22 protein-coding genes are annotated in these 23,875 nt (G+C 65.1%); 12 read left to right on the top strand and 10 right to left on the bottom strand.

Translation table 11 applies throughout. The features are described 5' to 3' along the window. Positions 1-97: 97 nt before the first annotated feature. A complete protein-coding gene (locus NCS28_RS21140) occupies positions 98-400 on the bottom strand; it encodes a hypothetical protein (RefSeq protein WP_250515715.1) in 303 nt (100 codons plus the stop codon). Between the two features lie 104 nt (positions 401-504). Further along, a complete protein-coding gene (locus NCS28_RS21135) occupies positions 505-687 on the bottom strand; it encodes a DUF1289 domain-containing protein (RefSeq protein ID WP_250515714.1) in 183 nt (60 codons plus the stop codon). Between the two features lie 279 nt (positions 688-966). Between NCS28_RS21135 and NCS28_RS21130 the strand changes: the two genes are divergently transcribed. Continuing rightward, entirely contained in the window at positions 967-2,967 is a 2,001-nt protein-coding gene (locus tag NCS28_RS21130; RefSeq protein ID WP_250515713.1) for an AI-2E family transporter, read from the top strand. 30 nt (positions 2,968-2,997) lie between these two features. Here the strand turns inward: NCS28_RS21130 and NCS28_RS21125 are convergent, their stop codons facing one another. The 4 genes from NCS28_RS21125 to NCS28_RS21110 form a co-directional block, all read right to left on the bottom strand. Continuing rightward, complete coding sequence (locus NCS28_RS21125) at positions 2,998-3,231, bottom strand: hypothetical protein (protein WP_250515712.1); 234 nt, start codon at positions 3,229-3,231, stop codon at positions 2,998-3,000. A 67-nt stretch (positions 3,232-3,298) separates the two neighbouring features. After that, positions 3,299-4,858, bottom strand: a complete 1,560-nt coding sequence (locus NCS28_RS21120; protein ID WP_250515711.1) for a methyl-accepting chemotaxis protein — start codon at positions 4,856-4,858, stop codon at positions 3,299-3,301. 148 nt (positions 4,859-5,006) lie between these two features. After that, positions 5,007-5,801, bottom strand: coding sequence for a 3-hydroxybutyrate dehydrogenase (locus tag NCS28_RS21115; protein WP_250515710.1), 795 nt, complete (start codon positions 5,799-5,801; stop codon positions 5,007-5,009). Between the two features lie 200 nt (positions 5,802-6,001). Continuing rightward, a complete protein-coding gene (locus NCS28_RS21110; RefSeq protein WP_250515709.1) occupies positions 6,002-7,402 on the bottom strand; it encodes a GntP family permease in 1,401 nt (466 codons plus the stop codon). Positions 7,403-7,709: 307 nt separating this feature from the next. On the opposite strand from NCS28_RS21110, the gene NCS28_RS21105 reads away from it, so the two are divergent. Both NCS28_RS21105 and NCS28_RS21100 read left to right on the top strand, forming a co-directional pair. Next, positions 7,710-9,164, top strand: a complete 1,455-nt coding sequence (locus NCS28_RS21105; RefSeq protein WP_250515708.1) for a sigma-54 interaction domain-containing protein — start codon at positions 7,710-7,712, stop codon at positions 9,162-9,164. A gap of 92 nt (positions 9,165-9,256) precedes the next feature. Further along, positions 9,257-9,523: a hypothetical protein gene (locus NCS28_RS21100; protein WP_502801226.1), complete on the top strand. Its 267-nt coding sequence runs from the start codon at positions 9,257-9,259 to the stop codon at positions 9,521-9,523. Between the two features lie 4 nt (positions 9,524-9,527). On the opposite strand, the gene NCS28_RS21095 is transcribed toward NCS28_RS21100, so the two are convergent. Further along, positions 9,528-10,097 (bottom strand): lipocalin family protein, encoded by a 570-nt coding sequence (locus NCS28_RS21095; protein ID WP_250515707.1) that lies wholly within the window; start codon positions 10,095-10,097, stop codon positions 9,528-9,530. 492 nt (positions 10,098-10,589) lie between these two features. Here NCS28_RS21095 and NCS28_RS21090 point away from each other — a divergent pair, with 492 nt between their 5' ends. Next, positions 10,590-11,570, top strand: a complete 981-nt coding sequence (locus NCS28_RS21090; protein ID WP_250515706.1) for an AEC family transporter — start codon at positions 10,590-10,592, stop codon at positions 11,568-11,570. Between the two features lie 108 nt (positions 11,571-11,678). On the opposite strand, the gene NCS28_RS21085 is transcribed toward NCS28_RS21090, so the two are convergent. After that, positions 11,679-11,918 carry a DUF4148 domain-containing protein gene (locus NCS28_RS21085; RefSeq protein WP_250515705.1) on the bottom strand — a complete coding sequence of 80 codons (240 nt, stop codon included), beginning with the start codon at positions 11,916-11,918 and terminating at the stop codon, positions 11,679-11,681. A gap of 457 nt (positions 11,919-12,375) precedes the next feature. Between NCS28_RS21085 and NCS28_RS21080 the strand changes: the two genes are divergently transcribed. Next, positions 12,376-12,927, top strand: a complete 552-nt coding sequence (locus tag NCS28_RS21080; RefSeq protein ID WP_250515704.1) for an NADPH-dependent FMN reductase — start codon at positions 12,376-12,378, stop codon at positions 12,925-12,927. A gap of 75 nt (positions 12,928-13,002) precedes the next feature. Here NCS28_RS21080 and NCS28_RS21075 read toward each other — a convergent pair whose 3' ends face one another. Further along, on the bottom strand, positions 13,003-14,325 hold the full coding sequence (locus tag NCS28_RS21075; protein WP_250515703.1) for a hypothetical protein: 1,323 nt from the start codon (positions 14,323-14,325) through the stop codon (positions 13,003-13,005). A 175-nt stretch (positions 14,326-14,500) separates the two neighbouring features. Further along, entirely contained in the window at positions 14,501-16,777 is a 2,277-nt protein-coding gene (locus NCS28_RS21070) for a hybrid sensor histidine kinase/response regulator family protein (RefSeq protein WP_250515702.1), read from the bottom strand. Positions 16,778-17,298: 521 nt separating this feature from the next. Here NCS28_RS21070 and NCS28_RS21065 point away from each other — a divergent pair. From NCS28_RS21065 to shc, 7 genes are all read left to right on the top strand, one after another. After that, positions 17,299-17,481: a hypothetical protein gene (locus NCS28_RS21065; RefSeq protein ID WP_250515701.1), complete on the top strand. Its 183-nt coding sequence runs from the start codon at positions 17,299-17,301 to the stop codon at positions 17,479-17,481. Positions 17,482-17,592: 111 nt separating this feature from the next. Next, positions 17,593-17,961 carry a response regulator gene (locus NCS28_RS21060; RefSeq protein ID WP_250515700.1) on the top strand — a complete coding sequence of 123 codons (369 nt, stop codon included), beginning with the start codon at positions 17,593-17,595 and terminating at the stop codon, positions 17,959-17,961. Further along, on the top strand, positions 17,954-18,577 hold the full coding sequence (locus NCS28_RS21055; RefSeq protein ID WP_250515699.1) for a chemotaxis protein CheC: 624 nt from the start codon (positions 17,954-17,956) through the stop codon (positions 18,575-18,577). The genes NCS28_RS21060 and NCS28_RS21055 overlap by 8 nt, the downstream gene beginning before the upstream one ends. Before the next feature lie 19 nt (positions 18,578-18,596). After that, entirely contained in the window at positions 18,597-19,538 is a 942-nt protein-coding gene (locus NCS28_RS21050; protein WP_250515803.1) for a GGDEF domain-containing protein, read from the top strand. Between the two features lie 226 nt (positions 19,539-19,764). After that, entirely contained in the window at positions 19,765-20,613 is an 849-nt protein-coding gene (gene hpnD / locus NCS28_RS21045) for a presqualene diphosphate synthase HpnD (RefSeq protein WP_250515698.1), read from the top strand. Then, on the top strand, positions 20,613-21,890 hold the full coding sequence (gene hpnE, locus NCS28_RS21040; protein WP_250515697.1) for a hydroxysqualene dehydroxylase HpnE: 1,278 nt from the start codon (positions 20,613-20,615) through the stop codon (positions 21,888-21,890). Before hpnD ends, hpnE begins: the two co-directional genes overlap by 1 nt. Beyond that, a complete protein-coding gene (gene shc / locus NCS28_RS21035) occupies positions 21,890-23,869 on the top strand; it encodes a squalene--hopene cyclase (RefSeq protein WP_250515696.1) in 1,980 nt (659 codons plus the stop codon). The genes hpnE and shc overlap by 1 nt, the downstream gene beginning before the upstream one ends. Positions 23,870-23,875: the final 6 nt, after the last annotated feature.

The following is a 23,875-nucleotide window of genomic DNA, read 5'->3' as shown; positions in this document are numbered from 1 at the left end:
TACTTGCCGTGAGAAGGGGAATGGCGGCGTTTTTCAAATCACCATTCTCGAAACGAGAATGGTGAAAGCGATCTTTTTTCGGTGGCTCACGCCCGGATTATTCGCCGCGCGGCACGTTCGCCTTGTTGCCCGCGAGCGGCGAGCCGTAGCCGCCGCTGTTCGCGTTGTTCGGAAGACCGTTGACGAGTTGAGCGCGCGGATCGCTCGGATTGAGATTGAGCTCGCCCGCCTGCGCGTTGCCGTGCGTCGGATATTGACTGCCGAGCGGTGCGTTCGGCATGAGCTTCGTATTGTTCTGCGGCGCGTTCATATCGGTTTCTGCGCTCGGATGCAGTTGCGCGAAAGCCGATGTCGCGGCAAAGGCGGATGAAAAAACGAATGCGGCGCACATCATTTTCATGGCTGACTCCTTCTGCAAAGTCCGCTTCAGTGTAGTCCGGGCGCGCGCCGAAAATCGCCATCACCCTTTCGCCAACCAGTCCAGGGTTTGTTCTTTCGCGATGCCTACTTCTTGTGTTTCTTGAGCTTCGCCTTGCGCCTGGGCCGTTCATCCATGATGCGCGCGCGATGCTTGTCCTTCATCTTCTTCCACTGCTTGCATTCGTCCTTCGTGCGCAGGCAGCCGATGCACAGGCCGGTTTTTTCGTCGAACTTGCAGATGCTGATGCAGGGCGAATCGACTGCCATGATGTCCTTTTCGATGAGCGCGGCGAAAAGTCAATGTCGCACGCGCGACATTCGCGTATCCAACTGATTGTATCGATCAGGGCGATAGAGCACGACGCGGTCCCGCACTGCTCCCGTATGTCCTCACCTTTGAACCGATTGCAGTCGGGCTCGCCTCCCGAATAGACTCACCTCAATGGCGACGGGCGCTTCTATGACGGCACGCGCCTTGCTTGACCGTCGCTTGCTCCCGCACAACCGTGCGCCGCCTGACGTCATACCGAAAGCGAGCCATTCCCCATGCCGCAAGCACCCGGGCCGCGCCGGCCACCTGCGAAGATCTTGCCGCCCGACGCGCCCGGCGTGCGCGCGCTCTTGTCCCTGGTGACGGGCGTGGTCATCATTTGCGCGCTGTACTTCGGCCGCGCGGTGATGATTCCGATCATCCTCGCGATTCTGCTGAGCTTTCTGCTCGCGCCTTTCGTCGATTTTCTGCGACGGCTGCGCTTCGGCCAGGTGCCGTCGGTGATCGTCGCGGTGGTGATCGCGCTGTCCGTGCTGACTGCCGTCGGCGCGTTGATCGGCGCGCAGGTCGCGCAACTCGCGAGCGATCTGCCGAAGTATCAGGTCGCGGTCGAGCGCAAGATCGAAAACGTGCAGCGCATGACGGTCGGGCGCGCCGACGAGTTTCTCGGCCGTGCATCGCGTGCGCTGAAGCGGATTTCGCCCGCGCGCGAGCAGGAGCCGAAGAACGAGGACAACCCGGCCGCATCGCCGATCGATCAGCCGATGCCCGTCGAAGTCCACGAGCCCACGCCGACGCCGCTGGAATTGGCGCAGCGTTTTCTGTCGCCCGTCATCAGTCCGCTGGAAACCACGGGCATCGTGCTCGTCGTTGCGGTGTTCATCCTTTTGCAGCGCGAGGATTTGCGCGACCGCCTGATACGGCTTTTCGGCTCGCGCGATCTGCATCGCGCCACCACGGCGATGGACGAGGCCGCGCGGCGTCTGTCGCGCTATTTCCTCGCGCAGCTCGGCATCAACGCGAGCGTGGGCATTGTCATCGCGATCGGGCTGGCGATCATCGGCGTGCCGGGCGCGCTCCTGTTCGGCGTGATGGCCGCGCTCTTGCGCTTCGTGCCCTACGTCGGCACGTGGATCGCGGCGATCATCGCGGTCGTGTTCGCGGCGGCGGTCGGTCCCGGCTGGACGATGCTCGTGTGGACCGTCGTCCTGTTCGGCGTGACCGATATCCTCGCGGGCCAGGTCGTGGAGCCGCTGCTGTACGGACATAGCACGGGCTTGTCGCCGTTCGCCGTGATCGTCGCGGCAATCTTCTGGAGCTGGATCTGGGGGCCGATCGGCCTCGTGCTCTCGACGCCGCTCACCTTGTGTCTCGTGATTCTCGGCCGCCATGTCGATCGGCTCGAATTTCTCGACGTGCTGTTCGGCGACCGGCCCGCGCTCACACCCGCGGAGAACTTCTATCAGCGGCTGCTCGCGAACGATCCCGACGAAGCGCTGGTGCAGGCCGAGACGCTGCTCAAGGAGCGCTCGCTGATCGCGTATTACGACGAAGTCGCGCTGCAAGGCCTGCGCTACGCCCACAACGACGTGCTGCGCGGCGTCGTGACGGCGGATCAGCTCAGGCGCATCAACGAATCCGCGCTCGACATCATCGAAGGACTGGAAGACGCCGAAGATATCGCGGTGACCGTCGAGCCGAAGGAAGAGTTGCCCGCGAGCCTCGATTCTCCCGATACCGGCCAACCGCACGAAACGCCGCCCGCGCGCTTCGACGCGGAGAAGGAAGGCCACACGGCGTCGGTGCTGTGCATCGCGGGGAGAAGCGAGCTGGACGATCTCGCGGCGACTATCGCCGTGCAGCTTTTTCGCAAACACGGGCTGTACGCGGATCTCGCGGGCTACGAGCGCTTTTCGCGCGGACGTTTCGGCGAAGTCGATCTCTCGGGTGTGACGATCATTTGCGTCGTGTCGTTCGATGCGGCCGAGTCGCCGCCGTATCTGCGCAATCTGCTGCGACGCCTGCATCAACGCGCGTCGTCGGCCGAGCTGATCGTCGGGCTGGTGTTCCCAGAAAGCCCGCTGCAGGGCGAAGTGCTCGTGCGCACGAGTTCGGCGGCGGTGTCGTTCCGGGAACTGGTCGAGGCATGCGTGGCGGCCGCGCGCCGCCAGTCCAACGACGGCGTGCCGTGGGCGGGCCTCGGCGACGGCGACACGAGCAGCGAGGCCGCGTTGAGCGGCCCGGGCGAGGACGTGCCGGAACTGCGCAACGCGTAAGCGCCTAAGCGCGAAAAAGGCGCGGTGCGCTTACCGGTTGCCGTCGAAGAGATCGTTGAGCATGGTGTCGAAGGCGGCTTGCGCGTCTTCGAGTTCCTGGAGCGCGGCATCGAACGTCTGCAGCGCCATCTGCGACGGGCGGCCGTCGCCTTCGGGCGGAAAATGCGTTTGCAGCGCCAGGAACGCGGACTGAACCTGACGCGTCGCGTTGACGATACGTTCCATCGCTCGCGCTTCTTCCGCGCGATTGTTCTCAGCGGTCATCGGACACACTCCTCGTTGGCAATGTCCCGATAGTACCAAGCGACGCGCCTTTCGACGCTGCCCGATCTCAAGCTTTCGCGACCGTGAAGAGCCGCACGGCTTCGTCGAGGACCACGGCGCGTTCCGCGAGACGCTGCGCGGTGGCCGCCGCCTGCTCGACGAGTGCGGCGTTCTGCTGGGTCGAGTCGTCGAGATGCGCGACCGCCTGATTCACCTGCGCGATGCCTTCGGCCTGCTCGCCGCTCGCCTTCGCGACTTCCATGATGATCGTCGACACGCGGTTTACCGCTTCGTCGATGGCGCGCATCTGGCTCGTCGTGCGCGTGACGAGGTTCGTGCCTTCCTCGATCTGCGCGACGCTCGTCGCCACCACGCCTTCGATTTCCTTCGCCGATGCCGCGCAGCGCTGCGCCAGGTTGCGCACTTCGGTCGCGACGACCGCGAACGAGCGGCCCGCCTCGCCCGCGCGCGCCGCCTCGACGGCCGCGTTGAGCGCGAGGATGTTGGTCTGGAACGCGATGCCGTCGATGACATCGGTGATGTCCGCGATGCGCCGCGACGCCGCCGTGATGCCCGCCATCGTCCGCTCGACCTGACTCGCGATGCGCCCGCCGTCGTCCGCCGCGGCTTGCGCTTCCCGTACGAGTTCGAGGGCGCGCACGGTGGCGTCGGCGTTGCCTTGCACCGTGGTGGTCAGCTGATCCATCGTCGCGGCGGTCTGTTCCAGCGACGCCGCCTGCATTTCCGTGCGGCGCGACAGGTCCGTGTTGCCGCTCGAAATCTCGTTGGCGGCGTCGAGCACGCCGCCGATCTGCCCGCGCACGTCGAAGACGATCGCCGCGAGATTCGCCTTCAGCTGGCCGAGCGCGCGCTGCACGTCGCCGAGATCGTCGTGGCGGGCATCGGGCATGTCGACGGTCAGATCGCCCGCTGCCATGCGCGCGGCGAAGCCGGACATCGTGCGCACGGGCGCTTCCACCTGACGCGAAAGCGCGAGCCAGCCCGCGAAGCTCGCCGCCGCGCTCACGCCCAATGCGATCCAGAAGGGCAGCGGCGGCGCGCCGCGCCAGCCGGCGAGCGCCGCGATCGACATGCTGACGGGCACGGCCGCGAAGGCCGCGCCCAGACGCGCGCTGACCGGCATGTTCGCGATCGCCGCGAGCTTGCCGGCGATGCCGTGCTTCACGAGCGCGCCGCGCACGAGCTTGTGCGATGCGTTGCCCGCCTTGATCTGTGCGTATAGTGCGGTGGCGTCGCGCACTTCCTCGTGCGTCGGCTTCACGCGCACGGAGAGATAGCCGACGACCTTGCCGTGCTCCATTACCGGCGTGACGTTGGCGCGCACCCAATAGTGATCGCCGTTCTTGCGGCGATTCTTGACGAGCGCGGTCCACGAGCGGCCGGCGCGGACCGTCGCCCAGAGATCGGCGAAGGCTTCGCGCGGCATGTCGGGATGACGGATGATGTTGTGCGGCTGGCCGATCAGTTCCTCGCGCGAGAAGCCGGACACCGACACGAACGCCGGATTGCAGTACTGGATGTTACCGGAGAGATCGGTCGCGGAGACGAGCATCTCCGAGGCGGGGAATTCGAACGCTTGCTGGGTGACGGGCTGGTTGTTGCGCATGATGTCCTTGCTTCTTCCGATTCACGCGCCGCTTTCGGAGGGCGGCGCGCGCCTGATTACAAGGACATAACGGCCAGAACCCCCACGTTCTTTAGGGGATTCCGAGTGAAACGCTCAAGTGTGGCGGAATGTCGCCGATAGGGGGCACTTACTGCGCGCTCCATCCCCCGTCGATCTGCAGCGCCGAGCCGCGCATCTCGCTCGCGGCGTCGGAGCAGAGAAACACCGCCATGTCGCCGATTTGCTGCGCGGTCACGAACTGCGCCGACGGCTGCTTGTCGCCGAGCAGCTTCGCGCGGGCCGCATCGGGCGTGAGCGAGTCGCGCGCGGCGAGATCGTCGATCTGCTTCTGCACGAGCGGCGTGAGCACGAAGCCCGGGCAGATCGCGTTGACGGTCACGCCGGTGCGGGCGTTTTCGAGCGCGGCGACTTTCGTCAGCCCGAGAATGCCGTGCTTGGCGGCGACATAAGCCGACTTGCCCGCCGAGCCGACGAGCCCATGCACCGACGCGATGTTGATCACGCGGCCCCAGTTGCGCGCGCGCATCTGCGGCAGCGCGACGCGCATCGTGTGGAAGGCCGAGCTCAGATTGATGGCGATGATCGCGTCCCAGCGATCGACCGGAAATTCGTCGATGGTCGCGACATGCTGGATGCCCGCGTTGTTCACGAGGACGTCGACGGCGCCGAATGTGTCGTTCGCGAATGCGATCATCGACTCGATTTCTCCGGGCTTGGTCATGTCGGCGGGATGGTGGACGGCTTTCGTGCCCGTCGCTTCGATTTGCTTTACGGCGTTTTCGATATCGCCGAAGCCGTTGAGCACCAGATTTGCGCCTGCTCGCGCGAGTGCGGTGGCGATGGCGAGGCCGATGCCGCTCGTCGAGCCGGTGACCAAGGCTGTCTTTCCTGCGAGGGGTTTGTTCGATGCTGGTTGGGTCATGTGTTTTTTCCTTTCCGAGTTGAGGTTTAAGGCCTTTGCATCGTTGGGTTGGAATAGCCAGACGGTTCAGGTTGTTGCCGGATCCCGTATTGGTGTTGGTTTATTAGCTTTGCCCCTGTACGGGGCGGCAGAGCCGACAGACCGACACGAAATCAAGATTCCGCGAAAACAAGCCCACCGACACCGCCCCGACCAAAACCTCAAACAATCCCCGTCAAGTAATACACAGCAATAACAAAAAACACAGCAAGCGTCTTAATAACCGTCACAGCAAAAATATCCCGATACGACTGCCGATGCGTAAGCCCGGTCACCGCGAGCAGCGTAATGACGGCGCCGTTATGCGGCAGCGTATCCATCCCGCCGGAGGCCATAGCAACCACCCGATGCAGCACCTCAAGCGGAATATGCGCCGCCTGCGCCCCGGCGATAAACGTATCCGACATCGCGGCAAGCGCGATACTCATTCCGCCCGACGCGGAGCCCGTGATCCCCGCGAGCGAGCTCACGGAAATAGCCGCATTGACGAGCGGATTCGGAATGCTCTTCAGCGCATCGCTGACCACGAGAAAGCCCGGCAAAGCCGCGATCACACCGCCGAAGCCATATTCGGAAGCCGTGTTCATCGCCGCGAGCAACGCACCCGCGACCGCCGCGCGCGTACCCACCGCGAACCGCTCCTTCACGCGCGAGAACGCCGTCAGCAAAACGAGCACGATTCCCAGCAACAGCGCGCCTTCGACCGCCCAGATCGCCACGACGGTTTTGACCGCCGTGGTCACAGGCGCATGCACGCCCGGCAGCACTTCCGGCGGCACGGTATAACTCGCGCCGTACCAGGTCGGAATCCACTTGGTCAGCGCGAAATTCGCGACGCCCACGAGAATCAGCGGCGCGATCGCGAGCAGCGGATTCGGCAGCGACGTCGATTCCACGCGCTCCGGCTCGTTCACGAGCGACGTGCCGTAGCCCTCGCCCTTGGCCATCGCCGAGCGGCGGCGCCATTCGAGGAACGTCAAACCGACCACGATGATGAACAGCGAGCCGATCACGCCGAGCCACGGCGCGGCCCAGCCGGTCGTCTTGAAGAACGTCGTCGGGATGATGTTCTGGATCTGCGGCGTGCCCGGCAGCGAATCCATCGTGAAAGAGAACGCGCCCAGCGCGATCGCGCCCGGCATCAGGCGCTTCGGAATATTGCTCTGGCGATACATCTCCGCCGCGAACGGGTACACCGCGAACACGACGACGAACAGCGACACGCCGCCATAAGTGAGCAGCGCGCACACCGCGACGATCACCGCATTCACACGCGACTTGCCGATGTAGCGAATCGCGGCCGCGACGATCGACTCGGAAAAGCCCGACAACTCGATGACCTTGCCGAACACCGCGCCGAGCAGGAACACCGGGAAATAGAGCTTCACGAAGCCGACCATCTTCTCCATGAAGATGCCGGAGAAAACGGGCGCGACGGCCGCGGGATCGGTTAGAAGGACGGCCGCGAGCGCCGCGATCGGGGCGAAAAGAATGACGCTGTAGCCGCGATAGGCGGCGAGCATCAGGAACGCCAGGGCGGCGAGCACGATGATGAACGACATTTAGTCTCCATGAATGGTTGTTCTTTGCAACGTTGTACGCGTGTCTTCTGGACGCGCTACCGGCGCGTCGATAACGCACCGCGCGGGCAGCATGCAGGTTTCGTGCCAACTGGCGGGCATTCGGCCGCGGCGGGCATCGGGCGAGCATGTCATCGCAGCAATCCAGCTTGATGTCTCAAAACCGAGACATTCTGAGCGCCGCGCGCGCCCGCCCAACTTGTCAAGACTAGTACAGATGCGGATAGCAGGCGCGTCTCCCAATTGAGATATTTGTCTCGATACGGAGAAAACGGAGACTTTGGGCGCCATGCGCAACGACTGGATCAACGTGCCCCTGGATTACAGCGACGTGATGCGCCGCGCGATGGAGTCGCTTTTCAAGACATTCGAGAATCTGAGCGAAGGCACTTTCATCGTCGATGCGGATGCGCGCGTCGTGTGGATCAACAAGCGCTACGCGGCGCGTTTCGGCTTCGACGATCCGCTCGACGCGATCGGCCTCGACTGCGAAGCGGTGATTCCGAACAGCCTGATGCGCGAAGTCGTCGCGACCGGCAAGCCGATTTTGCTGGACGTGCTGGAAACGGACCGCGAGCCGCTCGTCGTCACGCGTCTGCCGCTTAGGGACGAGTCGGGCGCGATCATCGGCGGAATCGGTTTCGCGCTGTTCGACGAGATGAAGGCGCTCACGCCGCTCTTTGCGCACTACTCGCGCGTGCAGCAGGAACTCATCGCCACGCGCCAGTCGCTCGCGCAGGCGCGGCGCGCGAAGTACACGTTTTCGAGTTTCGTCGGCACGAGTCCGGTCAGTCTCGAAGTGAAGCGCCAGGCGCGGCGGGCGGCGCTCGTGGATTCGCCGGTGCTCCTGCTCGGCGAAACCGGCACCGGCAAGGAACTGCTCGCGCATTCGATCCACGGGGCGTCTACACGCGCCGGCAAGCCGCTCGTGACGGTCAACGTCGCAGCGATTCCGGACACGCTGCTCGAAGTCGAATTCTTCGGCGCCGCGGCGGGCGCGTACACCGGCGCGGAGAGGAAGGGCCGCGTCGGCAAATTCGAGCTCGCCGACGGCGGCACGCTCTTTCTCGACGAGATCGGCGACATGCCGCTGCCGTTGCAGGGAAAGCTTCTGCGCGTGTTGCAGGACAAGGAGTTCGAGCCGCTCGGCTCGAATCGCATCGTGCGCGCGGATGTGCGCATCATCGCGGCGACTTCCGCCGATCTGCCCGCGCTCGTCGCGGCGGGGCGGTTTCGCGCGGACCTGTTCTATCGCCTGAACGTGCTCACGATTCACGCGCCGCCTTTGCGCGACCGGCTCGGCGATATCGAGGCGCTCGCCTACGCGATTCTCGAAGATCTGTCCGCCGATACGCGACCGGGGCACGGCGGCCACTTCGTGCTGCACAACGACGGACTGCGCCTGCTCGAGGCGTATTCGTGGCCGGGCAATGTCCGCGAGCTGCGCAATACGCTCGAGCGCGCGCTGATGCTGTCGGAGACCGAGCATATCGACGCCCGCGCGCTGAGTGCGTTCATCGACGCGGGGCGCGTCGCGATCGCGGCGCAAGCGGAGCCGTCGGAGCGGGAAGCCGGCGATCCGCCGAGCGTGTCCTATGCGGACGCGATGGCCGATTTCGAACGGCGCTTTCTCTCCGATGCGTTGCGCGCGAGCGGCGGGCGCGTGGCGGATGCGGCGGAAAAAATCGGCATCGGGCGGGCGACGTTGTACAAGAAGATCGCGGCGCTCGGGATCGCCGTCTGACGCGCTTTCGCGAACAGCCAAATCGCCGCGAAAGCTTCGCGTGGCATACTCCGCAAATCGAAAATAACGACCAAGAATCAAAGGGGTAGGGCATGGAACGCGGGAAGAAATTCGGCAGGGCGGTCGGTCTTTCAGCCATGCTTGCGGGTGGCGCGTGGGCGCTTGCCGGATGCAGCAGCGCGCCGCCGCTTTTTTCCGCCGATGGCCGCCCGACGCAGCAGATTCAATGCCCCACATACAGCGGCTGGCGCAACTGCACCGACAACGCGAAGGCGCTCTGTCCGAGCGGCTACGACGTGCTCGGGCAGTCCACCGAGAACAATCAGAACGCGTTGTTGATTGCCTGCAAGGGCGGCTGATCGATCAGCCTTGCTGCGTCTCGCGCAGCATCGTGACGTCATAACCGAGCGCGCGCGTGCGCTCGATCAGTGAGCGGCGCAACTCGGCTGACGGCTTTGCCTCGCGCGTCAGGATCCACAGATAACGCCCGGTCGGCTCGCCGACGATGGACCACGTGTAGTCGTCGGCGTGATCCAGAATCCAGTAATCGCCGACATAGAACGGGCCGAAGAACGACACCTTCAACTTCGTCCCGTTCGATCCCGGGACGATCTTCGCGCGTCCTTCCGCCGACCGGTACGGACCGTTCACGCCGCCTTGCCTGCACGCATTGACGACGGAAACGAGCCCGTCCTCGCGACGCGCGTAATTCGCCGTGACGGCTTCGCAATTGCGTTCGAAGCGATTCTCGTAGCGCGCGAACTCGTGCCAGTGGCCGAGATAGCGGTCGAGATCGACGGCCTTCGACGGCTCGGGAACGTCGTCGTTGCCGCTCTTGCGCGCCCCGTTCGATGCGCACGCCGCCAACGTGACGATGCCGCCGATCAAAGCCAGCGCCGCAGCGCCGTATGCCCATGGTCTTCCGATTTTCATGTTGCCTGGTTGAGTGATAAGTGCGAAGGCAGACGGAGCAGCAAGCTTCGTTCCGTAGGCGCGTGTCTCCCGAATTTCCTCACCTTCAAGCCTGAACGACGACGCGCGCTAAATCGGCGTGAGGCGCAAGTGGCTGTCTTGATTGCGTTTTATTTAGTGGCCGCGCTTGGCCGATACGACGTTCGACGAGCTCCCGAATCACCTCACCTGTACCGACGCATGCCGCTTCATTGCCGTTTGCGTGCATCCGGCACCGGTACGCTCAACGCAACGTGCCGTAACGCGCCTGAAAGTCGATTACGTTAAGGAACAATGGCTTGCACGGTTCATTTGACAGAGTAAGTGAGATCGAAGAATGCTTCGCGTTCCCTATGAACCGCTGAAGAGTGAGTCATGCATCGAGTGATCGGCTCACCGTCGCGGTATTCCCGAAACCTCTCACCTATTGGGTCCGGGAGTATCCTCTCGCTCTTTATCCAACGCAGCCGCGCCATGCCTACGTCGGTTTCCTTGCATCACGCTTTCACGTCACTGCCTTCGCTGCTCACTCCACTCGTCACCATCATCCTGCCGGTCTTCGGTCTCATCTTCGCGGGCTACGCCTGCCGCAAGCTGAACAAGCTCGGGCCGGGCGCCGCCTCGGAACTGAATCGCTTCGTCGTCTATCTTGCGTTGCCCGCGCTGCTCTTCGACATCATGGCGGAGACGCCGTGGAGCATGCTCGACCAGCCTGCGTTCATCGCTGCGTTCGGTATCGGCTCGGCGGTGATCTTTCTGCTGACGCTCACCGTGCGGCTGATGCAGTCGCGTCATCTCGCCGACGCTAGCATCGACGGATTGAATGCCGCATATCCGAATACCGGTTTCGTCGGCTTGCCGCTTTGTCTGCTTGCGTTCGGCAAGGAGAGTCTCGCGCCGGCCGTGATCGCGACGATTCTCACCGTCTGCGTGCTGTTCGCCGTGGCGATCGTGCTGATCGAACTCGGACTGCAAAGCGAGAAGCACATCGCCGCAACGCTCGGGCATGTGGCGAAGTCGCTGGCGAAGAATCCGTTGCTGATCGCGCCGGTCGCGGGCGCGTTGCTGAGCGGCGCGGGCGCGCATGTGCCCCAAGGCGCCGAAGCGCTGCTCAAGTTGCTGGGCGGCGCGGCGAGTCCTTGCGCACTCGTTGCGCTCGGTCTTTTCCTCGGCGCGAAAGGCGAGGCGCGCGCCATCGGTACGACGAGCGCGCTCGTGACGCTCAAGCTCGTCGCGCAGCCGCTTCTGACCTGGTGGCTGGCGTTCCATGTGTTCAGCTTGCCGCCGCTGTGGGCGAAGAGCGCCGTGATTCTGAGCGCGCTTCCGACCGGCACCGGTCCATTCATGCTCGCCGAGTTCTATCGACGCGAGGGCGGGGTGACGTCGAGCGCGATTCTCTTCTCGACGGTGGTTTCGCTCGTCACGGTCACGCTCTGTCTGACTCTGTTGCTTTGAGCGCGCAAAAAACGCCCGGCGTACCGCACCGGGCGTAACCACCTTCTGTTCGACGGTGGAGGAGGGCCAGTTCAGACTGCTTCCTCTGATTCTTCGAAACGCTGCCGCTTAACGCGTGACGCTGCCGTCGCGGGCGTCGGCGCGAAGTTGCGCATGCCGCTCCTGATACGGACGCAACTGCGGATAGCTCAGCGAATTGACGGCGTCGAGATCGCCCGCACGACGTGCGCTCGCGAGTTCCGCCTTCACCTCGGCGCGCGACTTGGACACCGATGCCGACTGAGCGAAAGCGGGCGCGGTGGCGAGCAGGGCAGTCAAGACCAGACCGCCGATCAACGTCTTTTTCATTTGAAGCCTCCTGGATGCGTGTGCGTCGACCCCGACGCTTGAAGTGCAGTCTAGGAGGATTCCTATTGGACAAAAATATCGATTGAGCCAACACATTGTTGTCGAGACTGGATGAATGCTGTCCTTCGATCGCAAAGTGCTGCTCAGGCCGCTCTCAAAAAGGCGCTGGACGAGCGGCATGTTTCGTTTATGAACCAAAAACTAAACGTAATGGACGTTACTCTCAACTTATCCACAGTTTCTGTGGATAACCATGGGGATAGCTCATCGAGAACCGCGCGGGGTCGCGGTGCAAGGTAGATTGCTCAATTCGTCGCAAAAATAGTCCACTACGTATGGTCAATCGATCAAGACGCCGACCCCGGCGATGCGCCTTATCATGTGCACTCGTGTCGTTCGATGACGGCGTTGTCCGGACCGTTCATCCACTTATTCATCCTTTCACGGGGAAGATGTCATGGCCTTGAAGATTGCGGTGGTCGTCGGTAGTCTGCGGCGGGATTCGTTCAACAAGCAGCTCGCGCATGCGCTCGTGTCGCTTGCGCCGAGCGATTTTTCCTTCGAGTTTCTCGACATCGGTACGCTGCCGCTTTATAGCCAGGATTACGACAGCGACTTTCCCGAAGTGGCGCGCGCGTTCAAGCAAAAGATCGCCGATGCGAACGGCTTGCTGATCGTCACGCCGGAGTACAACCGCTCGATCCCGGGCGTGTTGAAGAACGCGCTCGACTGGGCGTCGCGTCCGTGGGGGCACAGCGTCTGGGGCGGAAAGCCGGGAGCGATCATCGGGACTTCGGTCGGGGCGATCGGCACGGCGATCGCGCAATCGCATCTGCGCGGCGTGTGCGCGTATCTGGACATCGTGCTGATGAACCAGCCGGAGATGTACATCAAGCACGACGAGAAGCGCATCGACGCGAGCGGCAACATCGTGAGCGAGGACACGCGCAAGTATTTGCAGACTTTCATGGACAAATACGCTGCGTGGGTGCGCGATCGGGCGGCCTGAACGCTCGCCATTGGCCGATGCGAATACGGCCCGCCGAGCGGGCCGTATTCGTTTTACCGCAGCCTGACGTAAGACTTAGATGTGATGCTGTCCCGTCACACGATCCCATCCATGACGGATGGCGGCCTTGAAGCGTTCCCACGTATCGCCTTCGGGATGCTTGCTTTCCCAGTCGCGGCGCGTCTCGTATTCCATCTGATCGTCCCACGCGCGGCTGCGGAAGCGATCGTCGTTGCCGAGCGTCGCGCCGTAGCGATACGCGCCCTGATAGTCCTCATACGGCTCGCCCGTCGCCGAATACTTGGATTGGTAATCGGCGCGGAAGTCCTCCTCGTACTCCATGTACTCGTTGGGGACCGTTGCCGGACCTGCCAACGGATCAGTCGACGATGCCGCCACGCGCTCCGCACCGCCCTGATACGGCGCAGCCGGTTCGTCGAGCGGTCCGAGCGGCTCGACCGATCGCCATTCGGAAGCCATGTCCGTGCGCACGCCAGGCAGCGGGTCACGTTCCGACGGGGCGGCGCCCGTCGTGCGCAGCGGATCGCGGCCGGCAAGCGCATCCCGTTCCGATAGCGATTCGCCCGAGAGTTCGTCGCGCGCCGCGAGCGGATCGGCGGGCGTGCCGGCGAGCGGATCGGCGAGTGGATCGATGCCGGTCGTTGCGTACGGATCGCGGCCCGTCACCGGATCGCGTCCGGCGAGCGGATCGTTTGCGGTGCGCCCGGCTTCGCTCATCATCGATTGAGATTGCGACTGTGATTGCACGCCGCCGCGCGGCATCAGCGGATCGTCGGCGGGATCGCTGACATAATCGCGCGGCGTCACCGCGGCCGGATCGCCGACATCCGAACGCGGATAGGCGCGCGCGCGCATCGGCGACATGTCCGGATCGTTCACCGGCTCGCGTCCCGGGACGGCGCTGCCGCGTCCGAGGCCGAGCTCGTCGAGCACCGAATGATCGCGATCGTCGGCGGCCGTGGCGGGTATGTCGGTCGTGCCGTGTTCGAGCGTCGTCCAGCTCGCGGCGCGTTCGTCGATATCGATCGCGCCTTGGTCGCTCAGCGTCGCGCGCGCGATGTCGGCCTGCTCGACGCTCGGTGTATCGACGGCGACGAGGATTGCGCCGCGCCGCACGGCCTCCGAATAATGCGCGACTTCAGGCGGCTGGTCTCGCCCGCCGAAGAGCATGCTGAAGAAGCGCTCGATGTTCGCGAGCATGCCCGGCTCCTGATGCGTGACGGCGTCGGGCATCTCGGATGGCGCGGCGGCGTCGTCGCGCTTGGGATTGGCCTGCAACTCGATATCCGCGCGCGGGAAGCCGGCGGCGATCAGGGCCGAGCGTGCGTCCTCGGCTTGCGCGTAGGTATCAAAAACTCCGATCACGGTGTGTCGCATGTATGCCTCCTGCGGTGGGCGGATTCCGAAAAATCGGCGACGGCGTCGCCGGACATGGAGGCATTTACGCAACTCGCGTGCCGGGCGCGCGAACCGGCGCGCGCAGGAGAACGCGGGAAAGGATGGCGGCGCTTTTACAAACGTGCGTGCAAAAGTCGATCGTGTTGCGCGCGATTCAACGATCGACGGAACGCGCGGCGGGCGCATCGGGCGTCGTCGCGGCGGCGCCGTCCGCGCGCTCGCGAATTGCGCGCAGGAGCGAATCGAGCAGCGCGATATCGAATGGCTTCGACAGTACGCGTGCGCCGACCTGCCGTGCGCGGTCGAGCTCTTCCGCATAGCCGGTGACGAGAATCACCGGAATGCGCGGCTCGAAGCGCTGCAACATCTCGGCGAGATCGATGCCGTTCATATGCCCCGGCATGTGGATGTCGGATAGCACGACATCGAACGGGAAGTCCGTGGCGGCGTCGGCGCGCGCGGCTTCGAGCACGGTGGCGGCGGTATCGGCATTGAAGACGTAGGTGACGTGGTGGCCCATCATCGTAAGCAGCGCCTCGGTGCCTGCGGCGACTTCCTCGTTGTCTTCGACGAGCAGCACGCGCAAGCCTTCCGCGTCCGTCGCCGCGGCCTTCTCTTGCGCCACCGACGCCCCCGGCGCGCCCGCCGCCGCGCGCGGTAGATACAGGCGCACGGCCGTGCCCGCGCCGGTCGCGCTGTCGATGGTCGCAAGTCCGCCCGCGCGCTCGCAGAACGCAAATACTTGCGGCAGGCCGAGGCCCGTGCCCATGCCTTTCGGCTTGGTCGTGAAGAGCGGTTCGAACGCGCGCCCGAGCACGTCGGAACTCATGCCGAAGCCGTTGTCCTCCAGCATGATCTGCACGAATTCACCGGTGATCGGAAAGCCGTCCTCGTGGCGAAAGCGCACGTTGTCGGCGCGCACGGTGAAGGTGCCCCCGTTGGGCATCGCGTCGCGCGCGTTCACCGCGACGTTGATGAGCGCAAGCTCCAGTTCCGCCGGATCGACGCGGATCGCCCACAGGTCCGGCGCGACCTCGACGTTCAGTGCGACCTTCGCGCCGAGCGACGCACGCAGCAGCTCGCGTCCCGCCGGCACCCATTTGCCGATGGCGATGACTTCGCTTCTCAACGGCTGCTTGCGTGCGACGCCGAGCAACTGCCGCGTCAACGACTGGCCGCTCTTCAACGCGCGTTCCATCGCCGTCAGCTCGGCGTCGAGACCGGGCGCGCCGCGCCGCCGCGCGATCTGCACGTTGGTCGACACGATCATCAGCAGATTGTTGAAGTCGTGCGCCACGCTGCCGACGAGATTGCCGAGCGCTTCCATCTTGCGGGCCTGGCGGTACGCGGATTCGATCGAGCGGCGCATCGACGTCTCGGCCTGCCAGCGCTCCCACGCTTCTTCCTCGGTCGCGAGCCGCCGCAACGACTGCGCGATCACGCCCCACAGCACGATGCACGGCGCGAAGATCGAGAGCGCGAGCACGCTCAGATGCTTCCACCAGGCGGACCAGATCGTCGCGATCGGATAGCCGCTCGACACGTAGACCGGATACGTGCCGACGCGCCGGAACGCGACGATCTTCAATTGATTGTCGAGCCCGGACACCATGTTCACGACGCCGCTCCTGCGCCCCGCGGCGTATGCCTCGCGCAGCGGCGAGCTGGCGGCGAGCGCCATGCGCTGGGGCGGGCGCGGCGGATACCAGGCGAGCACTTCGCCGTCCGAGCGCGACAGGCCGAGCGAGACGCTAGGGTTGTCGCCGATGAGCTCGCGATAGAACGCGCCGAAGTACGCGGGCCGCAGCGCAATCGACACGATGCCGTCGAACTTGCCCGACGCGGTGCGTCGCGCGACCGCCGTGTTGAACACCTGCTCGCCGGCGACCCGGCCGACCATCACGCGGGAAATCTGCTCGATCTGCTGACCGGCGCGCAAGCCGCCGAAGTCGTCGCGATCCGCGACGGAGACATCGGGCGTCGGCCAGGTGCGGCTCGTCGCGAGCAGCTTGCCGTCGGAACCGAACACCGAAGCCGCCGCGACCTGCTGATAACTGTTGCTCATCGTCTTCAGACGCTGGTGAATCGTCTGGCTCTCACGGCGGATGGCGGCGGTGTCGAGATCGTCGAGCAGATCGACGATGCGCTCGTTGAGCGTCACGTTCAGATCGAAGACCTTGAGCGCGTGCTCCTCGGCGACGCGGGCATTGCGCGCGACGATGTCGGAGGCATCCGCGACGCGCGCGTGGTAATCGGTGAAGGCGGTGACCGCGACGTACACGCACGGCAGTACGATCGCGGGGACGAGGAGTGCGTAGAGCGTGAGGCGCTGCGCGGCGAAGTTGCGCTCCGGAACCACCGGAAACGGCGGTTCTTCCTGCCAAGATTCCGCGGCAGGTTCGGCGTCGGTCTCCTCACGTTGCAGCGTCATTTTTGGCAGCGAATTGGAAAACTTACTCGAAGCCCGCGCCGTGTGGCGGCCGTGGCCGGCGGGCGCGCGGGGCTAGTCGGGCCTGAACGGTGCAACCACAGGTAGGACGCACGAAGCATGCCGGTCGATGGGTTATGCCGCGCGAGCGACGTGGAGGAAACCTTCGGTCGCGCCGCGAAGTTAGCGAGATTATCGGAAGCGCAAACGTACACAAAAGTATGACAACCTATCACAGCAGAAGGCATCGAGAGAAATGTACCTGTTTGTCGGCAGTTTTTGTCTGATTAATTCTCGCTTCGAGCTCTGGCGAGTTGCTTTGACATTCTGATAGTCAGACAATGCAATCCTCCGACCTGATACGCCGCTCAGAGAGCGTCGGCCGGAGGACACAAGCAGCCTCGCGGCGCGCGCCGGGGAGAAGTACCGCTTGTCCGGCCCGTCCGGCCAGGCAACGCGACCGAACGAGGAGAAGAAGGCCACGGTCCGGAAACCTCTTTCGGACCACGCACGGGGCAGTCGACATGACGCCGATCGAGAGCCAACCTGCATCGCGCGCTGTGCGCACGCCGATCGTTCAGCGCTCGCCCGCGGGATGGCGCGCCTTCGTCCGCGGGCGTCGCGCCTGGCTGATCGCCGCCGAACTGCATCTCCGACAGCACCCGCATTCCCGCCGGGCGAAAGGGCTCGCGCCGGTTCTGCCGTGAAGATCGCCATAAAGATCGCCGCGCGGATGCCGTAATCACATACGAGAGCCTGCCGTGTCCGTCGACACGACCGTCCTCAGCCCCAAAACAGCCTAAAAGATCCTGCCGACCATGCCGTTGCCGATTGTCATTGCCGATGATTCCCTGCTCGCGCGCAAGGTGCTGACGCGCGCGCTGCCCCCGGAGTGGGACGTCGAGATCTCCTACGCGACCAACGGGCGCGAGGCGCTCGAACATTACCGGGCGGGCCGCGCCTCCGTGATGTTCCTCGATCTCACGATGCCCGACATGACGGGCTATCAGGTGCTCGACGCCTTGCAGCACGAGGACCTGAACACGTTCGTGATCGTCGTGTCCGCCGACGTGCAGCCGATGGCCCAGGAACGCGTGCGTGCGCTCGGTGCGATCGCATTTCTGCCGAAGCCGGTGACCCCCGAAGCGCTGCGTCCCGTTTTGAAGGAGTACGGACTCCATGAATGAATCCGCCCTGAACGAAGATCAGCGCGACGCGCTGCAGGAAGTCGCCAACATGGCGATGGGCCAGGCCGCGACGCGGCTCTCGAAGCTGCTCGGCACGTTCATCGAGCTGTCCGTGCCGCGCGTGCGCGTGGTGAGCGTGGCCGAGGCGTCCGCGGCGCTCGCCGAGATGACCGGCATCACCGATACCGTGACGGCCGTCCGACAGGGCTTTCGTTCCGACATCAAGGGCGAGGCGATCGTGCTGTGCAAGAGCGGCAGCGTCGATCAGCTGTGCGCGCTCGTCGACGATCCGTACACGAAATCCACCTACGAGGCGACGACCCGCACCGAGCTCGTCTTCGACGTCGCGACCGTGCTGATGGGCGCGTGCGTGTCGTGCATCCTCGATCGACTCGGACGCTCGCCGATCTTTTCGCCGCCGGGCATGCTCGGCTCGGAAATCGGGCTCGACGAGGTCTTCCAGCCCGCGATGCTCGCGTGGAAGACCGCGCTTTTGCTTGAAGTGAATTTCGCGCTAGAAGACCACAGCTTCCGCGCGCATCTCGTGATGCTGATGGCCGAAGACGCCATCGCGCATCTGAACGAAGCGCTCGACGCGCTTCTGTCGAGCCTCTGAACGGGACGCCATCGTGAGCATGGACGAACTGCGCCACGCGCTTTCCGAACTCGTGATCGAGCGCGTGGGTTTCGGCATTTTCGTGCTCGATCGCGACTTGAACGTGCTGATGTGGAACCGGTTCATGCAGGACCACAGCGGCAGGACGGCCGAACAGGTGATCGGCAAATCCATCTTCGCGAGCTTTCCGGAGCTGCCGCGCGTGTGGTTCACGCGCAAGGTCGAGAGCGTATTCCAGCTCGGCAGTTTCGCGTTCAGCTCGTGGGAGCAGCGCCCCTATCTCTTCAAGTTCGATCACGACCGGCCGATTACCGGTGGCGTCGATTTCATGCAGCAGGACTGCACCTTCATGCCGCTCATGCTCGAGCGCGAGGTGCGCGCCGTCTGCGTGACGATTTGCGACGCGACGCACGCGAGCATGATGCAGCGCGCCCGCGACGAAGCGGTGGCGAAGCTGCAGGAATTCGCGGACCGCGATGGTCTGACCGGCATCGCGAACCGGCGCTACTTCGAATTGCGCCTGCGCGACGAATTTTCGCGATGGCAGCGCTACGGCGGCGAACTGTCGATGCTGCTCTTCGATCTCGACCACTTCAAGCGCATCAACGACGACCTCGGCCACCTCGTCGGCGATACGGTTTTGCGCGTGATGGCCGAGCGGGTGGCTAAGAGCGTGCGCGTGCAGGATGTGTTCGGGCGCTTCGGCGGCGAGGAATTCGCGCTGCTGCTGCCCTGTACGAATTTTGAGGACGCGATGATCGTCGCGGAGAAAGTGCGGTGCGCGATCGGCGAGACGCCCATCGACGTGCAGGGCGCGCGCGTGCCGGTCACGGCGAGCGTCGGGGCGGCGCTCGCGCGGACCGGCGTGACGTCGTCGTACGAGGCGCTCATCAACGAGGCCGACGCGGCGCTTTATACGGCCAAGCGCGAAGGGCGCAATAGGGCGGTGGGTTTCGCCTGATTCTTCGCGCGACGCGCGGCGCCTTGCCCGGCTTGGCTGCGGCGCAATCGGGCAAAGTATTGATATACTCTTTGCCGCTTCCGGCGCAGTCACGAGCCGGCTCGCGCCGGCTTATCTCCTCGATCGTCCCGCTCAGCGCCAGGTGGTTCCGCGCGCACCGGGCGTCGGGACCGGCGCCCGATCTCTCACTAAATTTGCCCTTGGGGGCGCCACAGCGGAGTTCGTCTTGGCCGTTTCCAATATCATCGCTGACGATACTGCTCCAGACGCCGCGAAAACGTCGTCGGGAAGCTCGTTCTATCTCGCGATGCGCATCCTTCCCGCCGAGCAGCGGGACGCGATGTACCAGATCTACGCGTTCTGCCGCGCCGTCGACGATATCGCCGACGAAGGCACCTTGCCGCGCCGCGAGCGCGCGCTTGCGCTCGACCAGTGGCGCGAGGACATCGACGCGTGCTACGCCGGCAGGCCGAAGGAATCGCTCGAAGCGCTCACGCGCCACATCCAGGCTTTCCAGCTTTCCCGCGACGACTTTCAGGCCGTGATCGACGGCATGGCGATGGACGCCGCGGGCGATATCGTCGCGCCCGACGAAGCCACGCTCGACCTGTATTGCGATCGCGTGGCGAGCGCGGTCGGGCGGCTGTCGGTGAGAATATTCGGGATGCACGAGGACGCTGGACGGCGGCTCGCGCACCATCTCGGCCGCGCGCTGCAACTGACCAACATCCTGCGCGACATCGACGAAGACGCGGAAATCGGCCGCGTGTATCTGCCGCGCGAGCTGCTCGCCCGCGAAGGCATTTCGACGAGCGATCCGGCGAGCATCGTCGGCGATGCGCGCCTGCCGCGCGTGTGCGCCGTGCTCGTCGAGCGCGCGAAAGGCCACTACGCCCAGTCCGACGCGATCATGGCGGCGTCGCCGCGCGCCCAGGTGCGCGCCCCGCGCATCATGTCGGCGGCGTATCGCACCGTGCTCGACGCCAATCTGAAACGCGGCTTCGACCTGCCGCGCACGCGCGTGCGCACGCCGCGTGCGCGCCTGCTGTGGATCGTGGCGCGCAACCTGATCTGATGTCCCGGCGGGTCTTCGTCGTCGGCGCGGGCATCGCCGGACTCGCCGCCGCGGTCGAGGCGCAACGGCGCGGCGCACGCGTCGTGCTGCACGAGGCGGCGCCTCACGCGGGCGGCCGTTGCCGCTCCTTCTTCGATCCCAAGCTCGGCGTCACGCTCGACAACGGCAATCATCTGCTGCTGTCGGGCAATCAATCGACGATGGCCTATCTGCGAGCGATCGGCGCAACCGACACGCTGATCGGCCCGACGCAGCCCGAGTATCCGTTCTTCGATGCCGCGAGCGGCGACGCCTGGACGATCCGCATGTCGCCGGGGCGCTTGCCACGCTGGATCTTCGACGCGGACGCGCGCGTCCCCGGCACGCTGCCCGCCGATTACCTGCCGTTCCTGCCGCTCTTCTGGGCGAAGCCGGGCCGCACGATCGAGGAGTCGGTGCGACGGAAGGATCGCGTGTGGAGTCTTCTCGTGCGTCCGCTTCTGCGCGCCATGCTCAACGCCGATCCTTCCGAAGCGAGCGCTGAACTCGCGGCGGGTCTGTTGCGCGAGACGGTCGCGCAGGGCGGGCAGGCGTGCCGTCCGCTCGTCGCGAGAAGCGGGCTGTCGCATGCGTTCGTCGAGCCCGCGCTGCGGCTTTTGCAGTATGGCGGCGCGGATATCCGGCTCGGCTCGCGCGTCGCGGGCATCGGGGTATCGGGCACGGATTCGAAGGAGCGTGTAAGCTCGCTGGCTTTCGAAGGCGCGGCGGAGCCTGTCGCGCTCGGCGCGGGCGACGGCGTCGTGCTCGCCGTGCCGCCCCACGCGGCGCGCGCTCTCGTGCCGGACCTGAGCGCGCCGGATTCATCGCGCGCGATCGTCACCGTGCATTTCGCCGTCGATGCGCCGAACGGTTTTCAGCCGATGACGTGCGTCGTCAACGGTATGTCGGACTGGATTTTCGCGGCCGATGGCCGGCTCTCCGTCACGCTCGTGAGCGCCGACCGATGGCTCGCGACGCCGCACGAGGAACTCGCGCAGGCGGTCTGGCTGGAAACGGCGAAGGCGATGCGCATGCCCGCCGTGCCGACGCCGCCCTCGCAAGTCGTCGCCGAGGAGCACGCGACGTTTGCCGCGTTGCCTGCGCAGGAAGGCTTGCGGGCCGCCACGCGCACGCGCTGGCCCAATTTCACGCTCGCGGGCGACTGGACGGCGACCGGCCTGCCCGCGACGATCGAAGGCGCGATCCGCTCCGGCCAGAAGGCGGCGGACGCGCTGTTGAACCCATCGATGGAACGCTGATGAACGATTTATCCCTGTCGGCCGTGGGCGCGCGGGTTTCGGGCGCTTCGCTCGATACCGCCGTCAACCGCGCCACCGATGCGCTGCTCGCGGCGCAACATCCGGAAGGCTACTGGCTCTACGAACTCGAAGCGGACGCAACCATCCCGGCCGAATACGTGCTGCTCGTCCACTATCTCGGCGAAACCGCCGACGAGATGCTCGAAGCGAAGATCGGCCGCTATCTGCGCCGCATTCAATGCGAGGACGGCGGCTGGCCGCTCTTCACCGATGGCGCGATGGACGTCTCCGCGACCGTGAAGGCGTATTTCGCGCTGAAGATGATCGGCGATTCGCCGGACGCCGAACACATGCAGCGCGCCCGCCGCGCGATTCTCGCCGCGGGCGGCGCCGAGAAGGTGAACGTGTTCACGCGCATCCTGCTCGCGCTGTTCGGCGTCGTGTCGTGGCGCGCCGTGCCGATGATGCCCGTCGAGATCATGCGCCTGCCGATGTGGTTCCCGTTCCATTTGTCGAAGGTATCGTACTGGGCGCGCACGGTGATCGTGCCGATGCTCGTGCTCAACGCGAAGCGCCCGCGCGCGCGCAATCCGCGCGGCGTGCGCATCGACGAGGTGTTCGCGAATCCACCGGTCAACACAGGCATGCCGGCCCGCGCGGCGCATCAGAGCCGCGGCTGGTTCGCGTTCTTCCGCGTCGTCGATTCGATCCTGCGCGTGGCTGATCCGCTGTTGCCTAAAGCCGGCCGCGAACGCGCGATCGATGAAGCCGTGCGCTTCGTCGACGAGCGCCTGAACGGCGAGGACGGTCTCGGCGCGATTTTTCCGGCGATGGCCAACTCGGTGATGATGTACGACGTGCTCGGCTATCCGCCCGAGCATCCGAATCGCGCGATCGCGCGCAAGTCGCTCGACAAGCTCCTCGTCATCGACGAAGCCGACGATGGCGAAGCGTATTGCCAGCCGTGTCTGTCGCCGGTGTGGGATACGTCGCTCGCGGCGCATGCGCTGCTCGAAACCGGTATGCCGAAGGCGCGCTCGGCGGTGGCGCGCGGCCTCGACTGGCTCGTGCCGCTTCAGATTCTCGACGTGCGCGGCGACTGGATCTCGCGCCGTCCGAACGTGCGGCCGGGCGGCTGGGCATTCCAGTTCGCGAACCCGCATTATCCCGATGTGGACGACACGGCCGTCGTCGCGATGGCGATGGAGCGCGCCGATCGCGAGAACGGCACGGCGATGTACGGCGAGCCGATCGCGCGGGCGCGCGAGTGGGTCGTCGGCATGCAGAGCAGCGACGGCGGCTGGGGCGCGTTCGAGCCGGAAAACACGCAGTATTACCTGAACAACATTCCGTTTTCGGATCACGGCGCGCTGCTCGACCCGCCGACGGTCGACGTGTCCGCGCGTTGTCTGTCGATGCTCGCGCAGCTCGGCGAGACCTCGCTCAACAGCGAGCCCGCGCGCCGCGCGTTCGACTACATCGTGAGAGGCCAGGAACGCGACGGAAGCTGGTACGGCCGCTGGGGCCTGAACTACATCTACGGCACCTGGTCGGCGATGTGCGCGCTGAACGCGGCCGGTGTCGCCCCGACGGACCCGCGCATGCAACGCGCGGCGAACTGGCTCGTCGGCATCCAGAACAGCGACGGCGGCTGGGGCGAGGACGGCGAGAGCTACAAGCTGGACTATCGTGGCTACGAAGAGGCGCCGAGCACCGCGTCGCAGACGGCGTGGGCGCTGCTCGGGCTGATGGCGGCGGGTCTGGTCGACCATCCGTCGGTTGCGCGCGGCGTCGACTATCTGCTGAAGACGCAACAGGCGCACGGCCTGTGGGACGAAACCCGCTTCACCGCGACGGGCTTTCCGCGCGTGTTCTATCTGCGCTACCACGGCTATCGCAAGTTCTTCCCGCTGTGGGCGCTCGCGCGCTATCGAAACCTGACGCGCGACGGCCTCACGCGCGTGACGGCGGCAATGTGAACGCGC

Origin of the sequence: Caballeronia sp. INDeC2, from assembly GCF_023631325.1 — a bacterium.
Classification (GTDB): domain Bacteria; phylum Pseudomonadota; class Gammaproteobacteria; order Burkholderiales; family Burkholderiaceae; genus Caballeronia.
This window is presented reverse-complemented; position numbering and strand designations above follow the sequence as displayed.

What these genes read in the sequence shown, in the direction of transcription:
- NCS28_RS21135 (WP_250515714.1), bottom strand. Translation starts at nt 687, where the DNA reads ATGGCAGTCGATTCGCCCTGCATCAGCATCTGCAAGTTCGACGAAAAA.
- NCS28_RS21085 (WP_250515705.1), bottom strand. Translation starts at nt 11,918, where the DNA reads ATGAAAAAGACGTTGATCGGCGGTCTGGTCTTGACTGCCCTGCTCGCC.
- NCS28_RS21060 (WP_250515700.1), top strand. Translation starts at nt 17,593, where the DNA reads ATGCCGTTGCCGATTGTCATTGCCGATGATTCCCTGCTCGCGCGCAAG.
- NCS28_RS21095 (WP_250515707.1), bottom strand. Translation starts at nt 10,097, where the DNA reads ATGAAAATCGGAAGACCATGGGCATACGGCGCTGCGGCGCTGGCTTTG.
- NCS28_RS21080 (WP_250515704.1), top strand. Translation starts at nt 12,376, where the DNA reads ATGGCCTTGAAGATTGCGGTGGTCGTCGGTAGTCTGCGGCGGGATTCG.
- NCS28_RS21115 (WP_250515710.1), bottom strand. Translation starts at nt 5,801, where the DNA reads ATGACCCAACCAGCATCGAACAAACCCCTCGCAGGAAAGACAGCCTTG.
- NCS28_RS21050 (WP_250515803.1), top strand. Translation starts at nt 18,597, where the DNA reads ATGGACGAACTGCGCCACGCGCTTTCCGAACTCGTGATCGAGCGCGTG.
- NCS28_RS21140 (WP_250515715.1), bottom strand. Translation starts at nt 400, where the DNA reads ATGAAAATGATGTGCGCCGCATTCGTTTTTTCATCCGCCTTTGCCGCG.
- hpnE (WP_250515697.1), top strand. Translation starts at nt 20,613, where the DNA reads ATGTCCCGGCGGGTCTTCGTCGTCGGCGCGGGCATCGCCGGACTCGCC.
- NCS28_RS21125 (WP_250515712.1), bottom strand. Translation starts at nt 3,231, where the DNA reads ATGACCGCTGAGAACAATCGCGCGGAAGAAGCGCGAGCGATGGAACGT.
- NCS28_RS21100 (WP_502801226.1), top strand. Translation starts at nt 9,257, where the DNA reads ATGGAACGCGGGAAGAAATTCGGCAGGGCGGTCGGTCTTTCAGCCATG.
- NCS28_RS21070 (WP_250515702.1), bottom strand. Translation starts at nt 16,777, where the DNA reads ATGACGCTGCAACGTGAGGAGACCGACGCCGAACCTGCCGCGGAATCT.
- NCS28_RS21065 (WP_250515701.1), top strand. Translation starts at nt 17,299, where the DNA reads ATGACGCCGATCGAGAGCCAACCTGCATCGCGCGCTGTGCGCACGCCG.
- NCS28_RS21055 (WP_250515699.1), top strand. Translation starts at nt 17,954, where the DNA reads ATGAATGAATCCGCCCTGAACGAAGATCAGCGCGACGCGCTGCAGGAA.
- NCS28_RS21110 (WP_250515709.1), bottom strand. Translation starts at nt 7,402, where the DNA reads ATGTCGTTCATCATCGTGCTCGCCGCCCTGGCGTTCCTGATGCTCGCC.
- NCS28_RS21075 (WP_250515703.1), bottom strand. Translation starts at nt 14,325, where the DNA reads ATGCGACACACCGTGATCGGAGTTTTTGATACCTACGCGCAAGCCGAG.
- NCS28_RS21105 (WP_250515708.1), top strand. Translation starts at nt 7,710, where the DNA reads ATGCGCAACGACTGGATCAACGTGCCCCTGGATTACAGCGACGTGATG.
- NCS28_RS21130 (WP_250515713.1), top strand. Translation starts at nt 967, where the DNA reads ATGCCGCAAGCACCCGGGCCGCGCCGGCCACCTGCGAAGATCTTGCCG.
- shc (WP_250515696.1), top strand. Translation starts at nt 21,890, where the DNA reads ATGAACGATTTATCCCTGTCGGCCGTGGGCGCGCGGGTTTCGGGCGCT.
- NCS28_RS21120 (WP_250515711.1), bottom strand. Translation starts at nt 4,858, where the DNA reads ATGCGCAACAACCAGCCCGTCACCCAGCAAGCGTTCGAATTCCCCGCC.
- NCS28_RS21090 (WP_250515706.1), top strand. Translation starts at nt 10,590, where the DNA reads ATGCCTACGTCGGTTTCCTTGCATCACGCTTTCACGTCACTGCCTTCG.